The organism is Brevibacterium sp. Marseille-P9724, assembly GCF_902500275.1.
In the GTDB taxonomy this organism is placed as follows: Bacteria; Actinomycetota; Actinomycetes; order Actinomycetales; family Brevibacteriaceae; genus Brevibacterium.
In genome coordinates this window covers 354,971-369,477 of record NZ_LR722990.1, presented here as the reverse complement: position 1 = coordinate 369,477, position 14,507 = coordinate 354,971, and the positions used below count along the sequence as shown (strand labels likewise).

10 protein-coding genes are annotated in these 14,507 nt (G+C 64.2%); 8 read left to right on the top strand and 2 right to left on the bottom strand.

Annotated features, from left to right (window positions below):
* Position 1: 1 nt before the first annotated feature.
* The 5 genes from GC119_RS01785 (at position 2) to metX (ending at position 8,197) form a co-directional block, all read left to right on the top strand.
* Complete coding sequence (locus GC119_RS01785) at positions 2–658, top strand: hypothetical protein (RefSeq protein ID WP_070777324.1); 657 nt, start codon at positions 2–4, stop codon at positions 656–658.
* Positions 651–2,294: a DNA polymerase Y family protein gene (locus tag GC119_RS01780; protein WP_226829174.1), complete on the top strand. Its 1,644-nt coding sequence runs from the start codon at positions 651–653 to the stop codon at positions 2,292–2,294. The genes GC119_RS01785 and GC119_RS01780 overlap by 8 nt, the downstream gene beginning before the upstream one ends.
* The gene (locus tag GC119_RS01775) at positions 2,291–5,569 is read left to right on the top strand and encodes an error-prone DNA polymerase (RefSeq protein WP_151952295.1); all 3,279 of its coding nucleotides are present in this window, start codon (positions 2,291–2,293) and stop codon (positions 5,567–5,569) included. The genes GC119_RS01780 and GC119_RS01775 overlap by 4 nt, the downstream gene beginning before the upstream one ends.
* A gap of 159 nt (positions 5,570–5,728) precedes the next feature.
* A complete protein-coding gene (locus GC119_RS01770; RefSeq protein ID WP_264291069.1) occupies positions 5,729–7,111 on the top strand; it encodes a bifunctional o-acetylhomoserine/o-acetylserine sulfhydrylase in 1,383 nt (460 codons plus the stop codon).
* A gap of 21 nt (positions 7,112–7,132) precedes the next feature.
* On the top strand, positions 7,133–8,197 hold the full coding sequence (metX, locus tag GC119_RS01765) for a homoserine O-acetyltransferase MetX (RefSeq protein WP_226829172.1): 1,065 nt from the start codon (positions 7,133–7,135) through the stop codon (positions 8,195–8,197).
* A gap of 51 nt (positions 8,198–8,248) precedes the next feature.
* Here metX and GC119_RS01760 read toward each other — a convergent pair whose 3' ends face one another.
* Positions 8,249–10,324 carry an acyl-CoA dehydrogenase family protein gene (locus GC119_RS01760; protein ID WP_151952292.1) on the bottom strand — a complete coding sequence of 692 codons (2,076 nt, stop codon included), beginning with the start codon at positions 10,322–10,324 and terminating at the stop codon, positions 8,249–8,251.
* Complete coding sequence (locus GC119_RS01755) at positions 10,321–10,920, bottom strand: TetR/AcrR family transcriptional regulator (RefSeq protein WP_070572719.1); 600 nt, start codon at positions 10,918–10,920, stop codon at positions 10,321–10,323. Before GC119_RS01755 ends, GC119_RS01760 begins: the two co-directional genes overlap by 4 nt.
* A gap of 53 nt (positions 10,921–10,973) precedes the next feature.
* On the opposite strand from GC119_RS01755, the gene GC119_RS01750 reads away from it, so the two are divergent.
* The 3 genes from GC119_RS01750 to GC119_RS01740 are packed head-to-tail and all read left to right on the top strand — an operon-like array spanning position 10,974 to position 14,432.
* The gene (locus GC119_RS01750) at positions 10,974–12,254 is read left to right on the top strand and encodes an acetyl-CoA C-acetyltransferase (protein WP_151952291.1); all 1,281 of its coding nucleotides are present in this window, start codon (positions 10,974–10,976) and stop codon (positions 12,252–12,254) included.
* Position 12,255: 1 nt separating this feature from the next.
* On the top strand, positions 12,256–13,596 hold the full coding sequence (locus GC119_RS01745; RefSeq protein ID WP_070572723.1) for a 3-oxoacyl-ACP reductase: 1,341 nt from the start codon (positions 12,256–12,258) through the stop codon (positions 13,594–13,596).
* Entirely contained in the window at positions 13,596–14,432 is an 837-nt protein-coding gene (locus GC119_RS01740; RefSeq protein ID WP_151952290.1) for a MaoC/PaaZ C-terminal domain-containing protein, read from the top strand. Before GC119_RS01745 ends, GC119_RS01740 begins: the two co-directional genes overlap by 1 nt.
* Positions 14,433–14,507: the final 75 nt, after the last annotated feature.

Below are 14,507 nucleotides of genomic sequence, written 5' to 3'. Positions count from 1 at the left end.
TATGTCCGTTCATGCCGTGTCCGCAGCGCTTGCGCAGCTGCGCCGCCTGCCGGGTGTGAGCACTGCTCGCGACCTGGCGGAGGCAAAGCCCGCCTTCCCCGTGGTCTCCGGGCTGCGCTCAGTGTTTCCCACTGGTCTGCCGCGCGGTGAAATAACTGAGATCGTCGGGCCGCAGGCTCTGTCGCTCGCACTGGCGTCCGTGGCGCGCCTGAGCACAGAAGACTGCTGGACGGCCGCTGTTGGGGTGGGGGAGCCCGCGGTTCAGGCAATTGCCGACTACGGAGTTTCCCTCAGCCGCTTTGCCAGCATTGAAGTCGACACCCGCGATTGGCTGCGTGCCGTGTCGATTCTCGTGGAGTCCTTTTCCGCTGTCATTGTCCGCCCGGGCTTCTCGCTCACACCCGCCGAACAGGCGCGCCTGCGGGCAAAAGTGCGCGAAAGGAACATGAGTCTGCTCGTGGTGGGGCGCAGCCGACAGCCAAAGGGGATCGCCGGCAGCACAGTGTCTGTCACTTCGCCACGGTGGACGGGCCTGGCACAGGGCGCGGGAGCGCTCAGCGAATGCACTGTTACGGTCCACCGCGGCCGCGATCGTGTCCAGCTGCTCCTGCCCGGCCCATCTGGGTGCGCTGAGGAAAGGGGCTTTCGCCTTGTCTGATTCTCGCCGCGCCAGCACTGCGCGCACTGCGCGCACAGCTGCCCAGCGTCGGCCGGCTGAGCCCGGAGGCACTCTGCGCACGCTCGTGCTCCACGTTCCCGATTTCACCGCCGTCGCTCATGCTGAAGCTGCCGACATTTCGCCGAGCACACCGGCTGTCGTTCTGCACGCCGGGCGTGTCATCAGCGCCGACGCGCAGGCCAGGACAGCAGGCATTGCCGTGGGCCTGGGCCGCCGAGCCGTCGGTCACCGCTGCCCGCAGGCGGCTGTTCTCGACTACAGCGAAGACATCGAACAGCGGCTCTTTGCCCGCAGCGTGGGAATCCTCGAAGATCGCATGGCTCGCTTCACTCTGCTGCGGCCGGGCACCGTCGGCGTTCCCGTCAGCTCCTTTTCCCACACCCACACTGAAGACGCCGCGGCAGAAGAACTGCTGACGGTGCTGACCGATGCCACCGGGTGGGAAGTGCTGGCGGGCATTGCCGACTCGCCTTTTGCGGCGGTGCTCGCAGCGCATCGTTCACATCGCGTTGAGGCAGGCAGAACCGCAGAATTCCTCGCGCCGCTGCCGGTCAGCACTCTGGCAGAAGCCCACCCGGAGCGCTACGCGGACTTCGTCCAGCAGCTGAGCCACCTGGGGCTTAGAACCCTGGGTGATCTCGCGGCGCTGTCAGCTGACAGCGTCTACACGCGCTTCGGCTCTGTCGGCCGGAGAGCCCGACTGTTGGCGGCGGGGCTGACCGAATCTCTTCCGACCACCCATCTCCGGGCGGTCGATGTGACTGTCTCCTGTCCCATAGAACCGCCCACCGGCCGAGCCGACGCACTGTCCTTCTATGCGCGCAGCGCAGCGGCAGAGCTGTTCCGTCGCGTCCGCTCCACCGGACTGGCGTGCACGCAGGTGACAGTCGTCCTGCACAGCCGCGGGACAGAACCCGAACAGCGCACGTGGCGACTGCCGGACATGGACGAATCGCACATTGCCGACCGCGTCCGCTGGCAGGCTGATGGCTGGATGGCCACACGCGGCAACACTCCAGTCTCAGCATCGCAGGCCCCAGACGCCGGCTCCCCGGAACCCGACAGCGACGGCGTCAGCCTCATCGAACTCACAGCGGCCGAACTCGTCCGCCCGCTGGAAAGCACCGCGGATCTTTTCAGTTCCCGGTCAGGAGACGTCAGCCGCACACTCGAACGCCTACAGGGGCTCTTCGGCCCCGACGCCGTGCGCGTACCGCACGTACAGGGCGGCCGCGAACCCAGCGAAACGAACCTGTGGACCCCGTGGCAGCAGTCGCCTCGGCCGCTCAGAGACAGTCAGGCGCCCTGGCCCGGCGCACTTCCGGCACCCCGACCTACCCTCGTTGAGACAGCCGATATCGACCTCTTTGACACACGCGGCAACACGGTCGTGGCCAGACCGTCAGGGCTGGACAGTCCACCGGACAGGATCGTGTGGTCAGGAGGGGAACACAGCCGCGTGATCGCCTACTCTTCCGCCTGGCCCGTCGAAGCCGAATGGTGGGACCCACCGGGACAGTACCGGGTTCGCCTGCAGGTGCTGACAGACGACGATCGTGCCTTTCTGCTGAAAAAAGAAGACGGGCAGTGGTCGATTGCCGGCAGGTACGAATGAGCGGCTTCAACCCCCGCACACCGTGGTCGGAACTCGAACGGCGCCTGTCAGCCACGCAGCCGGGCCCTGCAACTGGCAGCCCGGTAGGAGCGGGCTGGCCCGCCGCCGCAAAAGCAGGCCCCTCGTCACCATCGGCACCACCCGTGCCTGCCGTGCGCACGGCCCCAGGTGCCATCCGCTACGCCGAACTGCACGCTCACTCGGTCTACAGCTTCCTCGACGGGGCCTCACAGCCGAACGAACTGATAGAGGAGGCAGCCCTGACGGGACTGAGTGCGATGGCGCTGACAGACCACAACAGCCTCGGCGGGGCAGTGCAGTTTGCCCAGGCTGCCCGTGAACACAAGATCCCCACGGTGTTCGGCGCGGAGCTGTCACTCGGACTTCAGAAGAAGATCCCCGGCCAGGTTGACCCTGAAGCTCATCACCTGCTGGTGCTGGCCGCCGGGGTTGAAGGCTATCGGCAGCTGTCAGCGGCAATCACCCGAGCCAGTATGCGCGGCGAAAAGAACAGGCCGGTGTTCGAGCTCGAAGAACTCGCAGCACTCGAAGCCGACTGGAAGATCCTCACCGGCTGCCGCAAAGGGCACCTGGGCCGGGCACTCGGTGATCCCGATGGGGGCGCGGGCGCACTGCGGCGGCTTGTCGACCTGTTCGGCCGCGAACGGGTTGTCGTCGAACTCACCCGCTTCGGCCTTCCCGGCGACGATGCGCGCATAGCCCACCTCGAAGATCTCGCAGCCCGGTTCCGTCTGCCCGCCGCAGCCACAAACGCGGTGCACTACGCTGACCGCTCAGGATTCCACGATGCGCAGGTGCGGGCTTCCGTTCGCTCCCGCCTTCCGCTGTCCGAACTGGCCGGGTGGCTGCCGCCGACAGCTTCCGCCAGGATCCACACACCAGCCGAAATGCTGGCGCGATTCGGCCGCGGTCCGGTCCTTACCGCCGCTGCCATCGGAGACGAATGTGCATTCGAGCTGCGCGCAGCACGCGCCGGGCTGCCGAGTCCGCCCGTGCCGGACGGAAGAACAGACAGCGAGCACCTGCGCGATCTGGTGACCCAAGGCACCTGGAAACGATACGGCGGCCCGGAAGCGGCACCTCGGGCGTGGGAGCAGGTCCACAGCGAACTCGACGTCATCGACTCCATGGGGCTTGCCGGCTACTTCCTCATAGTCGAAGACATTGCGCGCTTCTGCCGCGACAACAACATCTTCTGCCAGGGGCGAGGATCAGCGGCAAACTCGGCGGTGTGCTTTGTGCTCGGCGTGACAGCCGTCGACGCCGTCCAGTTCCAGCTGCTGTTTGACCGTTTCCTCAGCCCCGAGCGCGCAGGCTACCCGGATATCGACCTCGACATCGAATCCGACAGGCGCGAAGAAGTCATCCAGTACACCTACCGAACCTACGGGCGCGACCGCGCAGCGCAGGTGGCCAACTACATCACCTATCGGCCCCGATCGGCCATACGGGATGCCGCGCACGCACTGGGCTACAGCCCCGGCCAACAAGACGCGTTCACCAAGGGCATCAGCCGCTGGCGCTCTCTTCCTCCGGCCGATGAATCCCCGGCCCCGCCCCAGGTGCTTCAGCTGGCAGAAGGTCTGCTGGGCACACCGCGGCACCTGGGCATCCACTCCGGCGGCATGGTTCTTGCCGACCGCCCCCTGGGTGAAGTGGTTCCCATCGAACAGGCCTCCATGCCCGGCCGCACGGTGCTCCAGTGGGACAAGGATGACTGTGCGGCGATGGACCTGGTCAAATTCGATCTTCTGGGCCTCGGCATGCTCGGGGCCCTGCACGAAATGGTCGACCTCGTTGACCGCCACACCGGAACGCGCATCGACCGGGCGCAGATACCCCAGGAGGACGGGGTCTACGACATGCTGTGCCGCGCCGATGCACTGGGCGTGTTTCAGGTGGAATCGCGCGCTCAGCTGGCCACACTGCCCAGACTCAGACCGCGCAGCTTCTACGACCTCGCGGTGCAGGTTGCGCTCATCCGACCCGGACCCATTCAAGGTGGGTCCGTGCACCCGTATATTCGCCGTAAGCAGGGCTTGGAGGATGTCGACTACATTCACCCCAGCACACGACAGGCACTGGAGAAGACACTCGGGGTTCCGCTGTTTCAAGAGCAGCTCATGCAGCTGGCCATTGACGTCGCCGGGTTCTCCGGGACAGACGCCGATGAGCTGCGCCGCGCCATGGGAGCTTCCCGCAGCCAGCGGAAGATGCGCGAACTTCAACAGCGCTTCCACGCCGGATGCGCCCAGCGCGGAATTGACGAACAGACAGCGCAGGTCATCTTCGACAAGATCGCGGCATTTGCCAACTACGGCTTCCCGGAGTCTCACGCACTGTCCTTTGCGGGCTTGGTCTATGAATCCGCGTGGTTCAAATACCGCCACCACGCGGCCTTCACAGCGGGGCTTCTGCGCAGCCAGCCCATGGGCTTCTACTCTTCGCAGTCGCTCATCTCCGATGCCAGGCGCCACGGGATTGACATACGCCCCGTGCACATCAACTCTTCTGGCGCGCGCACGGATCTCGAGGCGGATGCCGAGTCTTCCGGCGGGTTCGCCATCCGCTTGGGGCTGAGTGAAGTCAAGGGGGTTGCCGATGCCGCCTGTGCCATAGAACAGGAACGGCAGAGAGGGGAGTACACGTCAATCGTCGATGTTGCCGAACGCACCGGGGTGGGCGTGAGGGTGCTTGAAGCCCTTGCCACCGCCGGAGCCTTTGACTGCTTTGGCGTTGACCGCCGCCAGGCGCTGTGGACGGCCGGTGCTTTGGGCCGGGCGGGGCCGCAGACGCTCCCGGGAACCGCGCCTGCAGCACAGTCGCCCACGCTGCCGACTATGGACGACTTCGCTGTCACGCTCGCACAGCTGTTCTCCACCGGAATCACTGTTGAGGGGTATCCAACGGAGCACCTGCGCGCTCAGCTTGCGGCACGCGGATGCTGGTCGACGGCAGATGTGCGGCGCGCCGCTCAGGGACAGCGTGTGACTGTCGCCGGGATTGTGACGCACCGACAGCGGCCGAGCACGTCGCAGGGCATCACGTTCATCAACCTGGAAGACGAGTTCGGCATGCTCAACATCGTGTGCACCCGCGGGTTCATCCGCCGGTTCTCACCACATGCGCTCACGAGCAGTGCAATAGCGGTCACGGGCCTCATTCAGCGCGCAGGGACTGTCATCAGCCTCTACGCCCACAGCCTCGTGCCGCTGGAAGTCGAATTGCCCGTCCGCTCCCGCGACTTCCAGTAGCACTGTGACGGCGGGTGTCGCGACTGCCGACTTCAAGGCTGTCTGAACTGCCGTTCATATCTGCTTCATGACGCGAACCGACGAGTGTGTGACCGAATATGACAAGCCGTGACACAGACATGACGAGACCGCGGCAGCAGGGGCGCACACGAACCTAGCGTGAGCTTTGACAGCCCAGACACGACCAGACCGAACCCAACTGGGACACACGATTTCGCCGAGGAGAACCCCATGGCCGAACAGGCTTTTGAAACCCGCCAGATCCACGCCGGCCAGGTAGTGGACAGCCAGACCGGCGCACGCGCCCTGCCCATCTACCAGTCCACCTCGTTCGTCTTCGACTCGACGAAGACCGCGGCCGACCGCTTCGCCCTCGCGGAACTGGGCCCCATCTACAGCCGCCTGACCAACCCGACGGTTGAAGCAGTCGAAAACCGGATCGCCAGCCTCGAAGGCGGCGTCCACGCGGTTCTCGTTTCCTCGGGTCAGTCGGCAGAGTTTCTTTCGCTCATCAACATCGTCGAAGCCGGCGACCACATCGTGTCCAGCCCCAGCCTCTACGGCGGCACCTACAACCTGCTCAACGTGACTCTGCGCAAGCTCGGCATCGAAACGACCTTCGTTGATGACCCCAGCGACATCGAAGCGTGGAAGCGCGCCGTGAAGCCCAACACCAAGGCGTTCTTCGGCGAAACCATTTCGAACCCCCGTTCGGACGTGCTCGACATCCGCGCCGTTTCCGACGTCGCACACGAAGCCGGCGTGCCGCTCATCGTCGACAGCACCCTGGCAACCCCGTACCTGCTGCGTCCCATCGAGCACGGTGCTGATGTCGTCGTGCACTCGGCCACCAAATTCCTCGGCGGGCACGGCACTTCGATCGCAGGTGTCATCGTCGACTCCGGCAACTTTGACTACGGCAAGAACCCGGAGAAGTTCCCCGGCTTCAACGAACCGGATGACTCCTACAACGGCCTGGTCTTCGCCCGTGACCTCGGCGCTGACTCGCCGTTCGGCGCGAATGTGTCCTACGGACTGAAGATCCGCGTGCAGCTGTTGCGCGACCTCGGCAATTCGGCATCGCCGTTCAACGCGTTCCTCCTGCAGCAGGGAATCGAAACCCTGTCGCTGCGCATGGAGCGCCACGTTGAAAACGCCACCCGGGTCGCCGAATGGCTCGAAGCTCGCGACGACGTCGAATCGGTCGCCTACGCGGGACTGGAGTCCTCCCCGTGGTACGAAACGGGCAAGAAGTACCTGCCCAAGGGCGTCGGATCGGTTCTCGGCTTCAACATCGCAGGCGGCTACGACGCAGCGGTGAAGTTCGTCGAAGCACTCGAACTGCACAGCCACGTGGCAAATATCGGCGATGTCCGTTCGCTCGTCATCCACCCGGCTTCGACAACTCACGCCCAGCTGAGCGAAGAAGAGCAGCTTGCAGCCGGAGTCAATCCCGCGTTTGTCCGCCTGTCGGTGGGCATTGAGGGCATCGACGACATCCTCGCCGACCTCGAGAAGGGCTTCGCCGCGGCCCGCGGCTGATCCACTATGACAGTCACCAGTGTGAACAGAGTATTCGAGATCGACGACTTCACCCTTGAGTCGGGAACTCTCGAGCACGTCAGCGTCGCATATGAAACATTCGGCACGCTCAATGCCGAGAAGACGAATGCGGTGATTGTCGAACACGCCCTCACCGGTGACTCTCACGTGACGTCCGGCCGCATGGATGCCCATGCGGCCGGCGCCGCGCCCGGGTGGTGGGAAGAGCTTGTCGGTCCGGGTCGGCCGATTGACACCAACCGCTTCTTCGTCATCTGCACCAATGCTCTGGGCGGGTGCACCGGCACTACCGGACCGCTGTCGACCGCACCGGACGGTCTGCCCTACGGTGGGCGCTTTCCACGGGTCACCATCCGCGATATGGCTCGTCTGGAGCTGCTCCTGCTGGACCATTTGGGCATTGAGAGCCTGTATGCGGCGATTGGCGGTTCGATGGGCGGGGCGAGGGCTTTGGAATTGGCTCTTGAAGCGCCTGAGCGTGTGCAGCGGCTGACGGTTCTGGCCGCCCCCGCGTATTCCGAGGCGGACCAGATTGCCTGGGCGCACGCGCAGGTTGCCGCCATCACGATGGACCCTGACTACGCGGGCGGTGACTATGCCGCACTGGGTTCTGTACCCGAAAAGGGCTTGGGTCTGGCCCGCCAGATTGCGCACTTGACGTATCGCAGCGATGTCGAGCTCAATTCGCGCTTCGGCCGCAGTCTGCAGCACAGGGCTGACGAACCCTATTACGCTGTGCAGTCCTATCTGGACTACCACGGGGACAAACTCGTGGGCCGCTTTGACGCGCAGGCGTATATTCTCCTGACTGAAGCCCTGCGCGATCACGACGTGCGTCGCGGACGCGCGGACACTCTTGACCAGGCGCTGTCGCGCTATACGGGATCGGCGCTGATTCTGTCGCTGTCGACAGACAGACTCTACCCGCCGCAGCAGGTGAAGCTCATTGCCGACAACCTGCCGGGCGAGGTAGAGTACGCCGAGATTCCCACGGAAGTCGGTCACGACGGCTTCCTCACGGAAGCCCGCGCAGTGGGCGCCTACGTGTCGCGCTTCCTCGACTGACGAGGTGCAGGCAGCGCAGCCGCGTTTTCGCAGGCGCCGCTGCGGTTCAGATCAGCTGTCCGCGGCTTTGGCTCTCAGCTGGGCTTCTCTCTGCTGCCTGCGGCGGTAGATGTCCTTTTCATCCCGCGGCATGTTCCCGCTGCGCTTGAGCTCGGCGTAGTAGTCCTGCGCTTCCTGCTGGCGGTGTTCTTCTGCGCCGTCGGCTATCGGGCAGCGGCGGTGTTCGGGGCCGTAGCCGAACGCCGCTGCTGCCTCGGCGGCGTTGGCGGCGAGTTTGCGCACCAGACGGTTGATGGTCGGCTCAACCTGCCGGGCGCGTGTCATGGACAGGCGCCCGTTGGCGATGTGCCATCCGGCGTGCGCATTGATGAGTTCGAGACCGTAGAGGTCACGCAGGCGCCGCAGGAACTTCGCTTCTGCTGGATTGTCTTCGGTGTCGACGGAGTGCATGAGGTCGTTGAGTGCACGCCACTTGTACAGCTCGATGTAGGCCCGCGCCGTTTCAATGAGGTCGTTCTGGTGATCGTTGAACAGCTCCGCGGCATCGGCTGAGCTCATCTTCTTCGCCGGTCGGAGATTGGCGGCGAGCTCAGTCAGCGTGACTTCTGCCCGCGAGGCCAGCAGGGCTTCCTGCAGGCGGCCGGAGCGGATGCGCTTTTCGTTCATTGCGGGAGTGAAGATGTCGCCAATGGTTGAGCTGACACTGGCAATGCCGGAGCGGAACAGTGTTCGCTCCGCGGCGTAGCTGCCGAGATAGCGGGCAATGCCGCCGACGTCGAGGTCGCGCATTTCGCTCGCGTAGTCGGTCAGCAGGCGTTTGCCCACCAGCTGCAGGAGGACAGTGTTGTCGCCTTCGAACGTGGCGTACACGTCGAGGTCGTGGCGCAGTCCCACCAGCCGGTTTTCGGCCATGAAGCCTGCACCGCCGCACGCTTCGCGCGCTTCCTGGATGATGTCAAGGGCTTCCCAGGTGGTTGTGGCCTTCAGTCCCGCGGCCAGGGTTTCGAGTTCTGCCCGGGCTTCTTCGGTGTCTTCTCGGCCGGAGAACACAGCGTCGAAACGGTCCAGAAGCCGGTCGTATGCAGCTTGATTGGCCCAGATCTTCGCAAGCATCGGCATGAGTCGGTGCTGGTGGCGACGGTAGGACAGCAGCGTAGATTCTTCTGCGGCACCCGGTGCTTGGAACTGGCGCCTGGCCAGTGCGTAGCGCACGGCGATGTCGGCGGCCAGTTTTGCCGCCGCGTTGGAAGCGCCCACAAGCGATACGCGGCCCTGCACAAGAGTGCCGAGCATAGTGAAGAAGCGCCTGCCGGGTGATTCGATGGGGGAGCTGTACTCGCCGTCTTCGGAGACGGCCCCGTAGCGGTCGAGCAGGTTGGTGCGGGGAACTCGTACGTTATCGAAGGCAAAGCGGCCGTTGTCGACACCGGCCAGGCCGCCCTTGTGCCCGTCGTCTTCGATTATGACGCCGGGCAGGGGATTGCCGGATTCATCGCGGACGGGAACGAACAGTGCGTGCACGCCGTGATCAACACCGGCGGTGATGAGGCGGGCGAACACGACCGCTGCACGCGCGTGACAGGCCGCGTTGCCGATGTACTCCTTGTACGCCGCGCGGAACGGCGTGTTGATCACGAACTCGCGTGTCTGCGGATCGTACTCGGCAGTTGTGGCGACAGCGGCAACATCAGAGCCGTGGCCGATTTCCGTCATAGCGAAAGAGCCCAGAAGGCGCCCTTCGATCGCGTCGAGCAGCCACGCATCGTGCTGTTGCTCGTTGCCCAGGTGATGAATGGCGCCCGCGAACAGGCCGATCTGCACACCGGCTTTGATCTGCAGTGACGGGCTGACGGTGACAATCTCTTCGAACATCGTGATGTGCTGGTCGTGTCGGTTGTCCCCGCCAAGCCGCTTCGGCAGGGGAGAGCGCGCAATTCCCGTATCGATGAGCTTCTGCAGGCTCTCGCGGGTTGCCTCGCGCTTCTGTGACAGCGTCCAGCTGTCATCGAGCAGGAGGCCGTCGCCTCCGGCGAATTCACGACCGGCAGCGCGGGATTCTGCGCGGGTGCCGTCAAGCAGGGAGGACAGGACGTCGACGTCGAGCGTCAGATGGTCTTTGCGGCTCATGATTCTCCTGGGAGGGTGGCGGCTGATGCGTACAGCCAGTCGGTCAGGGTGGCGGCAAGATGTTCATGGGAGGGAATGTCGTCAGCGGGGCGATCATCAACCGGTGTTTGGGCCAGCCAGTGCTGTGCAGCAGAGTGGATGAATCCCAGTGCTCCGTATGACCACGCCAATCCGTCAGGTCCCTTCAAGCGCAGGCGCGCGGCGATGAGTTCGGCAATGCCCTTCATGAACGGGCTGTCTGGACTGACTGCGATTTCACAGAATCGGTAGACATTCGGCGATCCTGCGGCAAATTGTGCGAAGGCGAAGATCATGTCTCGCAGTTCATCTTTGGGTGCGCCCTGCCCGCCGGTGTCGAGGCTGCGCTCGATGCGCTTGAGCGCCCATTCGCCCATAGCCCGGCGCAGACCCGTGCGGTCACCGAAGTAGCGGTAGACGACGGTCTTGGAAGTGCCGATTTCGGCGGCGATTTCATCCATTGACAGATCGCCGTGCGCGTCGACGGCCTTGCGCACCGAGCGCAGCAGGTCAGCGCGCCTGCGAGCGCGGTGGGCGTCCCATCGTGCTGCGCGACCATCGCGTCTTTGCGGTTCCATACGGCCACAGTATCAAGTACTGTTCGTATCAGATAACTCTTCAGGAGGTTCCCGTGTCACAGACTCCAGCCGCCATTCTCGGCGGCAACCGCATACCTTTTGCCCGCGCCAACCGTGAATACGCCGAAGCTTCCGTGCAGGACATGCTCACCGCGGCTCTCGACGGGCTTACCGCACGATTCGGCCTTGCCGGCACCACGCTCGGCGCTGTCGCCGGCGGTGCTGTTCTCCGCCACTCCCGCGATCTCAACATCACGCGCGAAGCTGTTCTCGGTTCGGCTCTCGCACCGCAGACTCCGGCTTTCGACCTCGGGCAGGCGTGCGCAACAGGACTCGAATCCGTCGTCTCGGTTGCGCAGAAGATCAAAGTCGGCCAGATCGAAGCCGGCATCGCGTCAGGAGTCGACTCCGCCTCGGACGCCCCCATTGCAGTCAGTGAAGGCCTTCGACGGGCGCTGCTGGAGGCTTCCCGCGCCCGCACTCTGCCAGCGCGCCTCAAAGCTCTGGCGGGCATTCGGCCAGCCGACCTCGCACCGTCACCTCCGAGCAACACCGAACCGCGCACCGGACTGTCGATGGGTGAACACCAGGCCCGCACCACCGCTGATTGGGCCATCAGCCGTGAGGATCAGGACGCGCTTGCCGCGGCCTCACACCGGAATCTTGCAGCCGCGTGGGACCGCGGATTCTTTGACGACCTGGTCACCCCGTACCTTGGCTTGACTGTCGACGGCAACCTTCGACCCGATTCAACCCCGGAAGCCCTTGCACGCCTCGGCACGGTTTTCGGTCACGGGCTAGATGCGCCTGCAACCATGACCGCGGGCAATTCGACACCGCTGACCGACGGCGCTTCTTCAGTCCTGCTGTCCAGCCCGGATTGGGCTCAGCAGCACGGTTTCGAGCCGCTTGCGTACCTGAAGGACGCCGAGGTTGCGGCTGTTGACTTCGTCACCGGCAATGAGGGCATGCTCATGGCTCCCGCCTACGCGGTGCCGCGCCTGCTGGCTCGCAATGGCCTCACCTTCGCCGACTTCGACTTCTTTGAAATCCACGAGGCGTTCGCATCGACCGTTCTGTGTCACCTCGCGGCGTGGGAATCGGAAGAGTTCTGCCGTGAGCGCCTGGGCTTGGACGCCCCTCTCGGTGCGATCGAACGCAGCAAGATCAACCCGAATGGATCATCGCTGGCCGCCGGTCACCCCTTCGCGGCAACGGGCGGGCGGATCGTCGCCTCGGCAGCCAAGCACCTTAAGGAAACCGGCGGCAAACGCGCTCTCATTTCCATCTGCGCGGCCGGTGGTCAGGGACTCACAGCAATTGTGGAGGCATGACATGGCTGATAAGTACATCAACATTGCAAACGGCCCGCTGGCAGGCATCATCAAGAAACTCGGACTGCCGGCACCGGTGAAGCTGCGGCGCTTTGCAAGCGGTTCGGCTTATCTGAAAGAGCCGATTCTGGTGGTCGGCACGGGCAGTGCAGCAGACCAGTTGGCTGACATGCTCAAGGAGAACAGCTTCAGCGTGCACCGCAGCTTTGACCCCGCCTACCGATACAGCGGAATCATTGCCGACTACACCCAGATCAAAGCGCCCGCGGACCTCGCAGAGATCTCCCTGGGGCTTGGTGCGGCGTTGAAGCGCATGAGCGCCTGTGCCCGGATCGTCACAATTGGCCACGCACCGGGCAGCAGTGTGTCTGCTGAACTCAATTCGGCACGCAAAGCAGTTGAAGGCATCACGCGCTCACTGGCACATGAAATGTTGCGCGGCTCAACGACAAACGGCATCCAGCTGGACGGCGTGGACCTCGACGCACCGAGCGTCCGGGGCGCCCTGTGGTTCCTCCTGTCCTCGAAGTCGGCCTATGTGTCCGGCCAGTTCCTACGCGTGAACTCGACAGCAGGCACACCGATTGGCGCTGAACAGTTCGCAGCGACTGGGGACGACGGCCCCCTAGCAGGGAAGACTGCTGTCGTTACGGGTGCCGCCCGCGGTATCGGCGCAGCGATTGCGAAGACCCTTGCCCGCGACGGAGCACACGTAGTCGGCGTTGACGTCCCGCCAGCTGGCGATGCTCTCGCGAAAACCATGAACTCGATCGGCGGACGCGCGTGCGCTCTCGACGTCACTGCAGAAGACGCAGGCGCCCGTCTTGCCGAGGATGTGGGCGCTGCCGTCGATATCCTCGTGCACAACGCCGGCATCACCCGCGACAAGCTGCTGGCCAATATGAATCAGCAGCAGTGGGAGGCGGTGCTTGCGGTGAACCTCGAATCACAGCTGCGCATCAACTCCCAGCTGGCCGATGCGTGGGGGAACGAACCGCACGTGGTGAGCCTCGCCTCGACATCGGGTATTGCGGGCAACCGCGGCCAGACGAACTACTCTGCCTCCAAGGCCGGTGTCATCGGAATGGCAGCTGCCTGTGCTGACGAGTTTGCTGCTCGCGGCGGCAGCATCAACGCGGTGGCACCCGGCTTCATTGAAACCGATATGACCGCGGCTATGCCGTTCCTGACCCGCCAGGTTGCCAGGCGCCTGTCCAGCCTCCAGCAGGGCGGTCTGCCGGTCGATGTCGCAGAGGCCATCGCGTTCCTTGCAAGCCCCGCGGCCGGCGGCATCAATGGGCAGACCCTGCGGGTGTGCGGGCAGAATATGGTGGGTGCGTGATGAGCGCTTCCATCTATGTGAAAGCGGCTCTTACAGCACTGCGCCGCGGACCGAGGGCAGCATCCGCGCCCGCAAGATCCGTGACGCAAACGCACCGTATTGATCCGTCGGCGTGGGCGCGCTTCCAGCGCGTCACCTCGGGAACTGTGGGCAACCGCGTCAGTCCCGCCTATCTGCACACGCTGGGCTTCCTGCCTTCGCTCGAGCTCATGGCCGACAAGGCGTTCCCGCTGCCGGTGCTCGGCATGGTCCACGTCTACAACCGCTTTGAACTGCTGACACCCGTATGGGTGGATGACGAACTCGAGGTAGAAACGTCTGTTTCAACTCCTCGCCTACACACCAAGGGTGCTGTGGTCGATATTCACGTGATCGGTCGCCGAGGTGGAGCCTTGGTTTTCGAAGAAACCTCGGTCTACCTGGCTAAGGGTGCGGAGCTTATCGGCGCGGCAGAAGGCGAAGCGGTTCCGCGGATCGAATGGCACGCGGAAGGACGGCCAACAGCACAGTGGAAGCTCGACCCTGCAGTCGGCGGCAGCTACGCCGCTGTGTCCGGCGACCGCAATCCGATTCATTTGAGCGCAGTCGCAGCAAAGGCCTTCGGGTTTCCGCGGCGCATTGCCCACGGAATGTACACGGCTTCGCGGGCGCTCAATTCGACAGATGTCGAGCGTGAGTCCTGTGTGTGGGAGATCCAGTTCGCCAAGCCGGTCCTGCTGCCGAGCACTGTGGAATTCAGCCTGGCACAAGCCGGTGACGGCGTTACGACGGCTGTCACCCGAAAGACCGACGGAGCGCCCCACGTCATTTCCCGGATCCGTCCGCTGGGCGTGTAGGAGCCTCGCAGAACGGGTGGTGCACAGATGATTTTGCAATCGCCTGACCAGCGTGTAAAGTGTCATCTGTTGCCC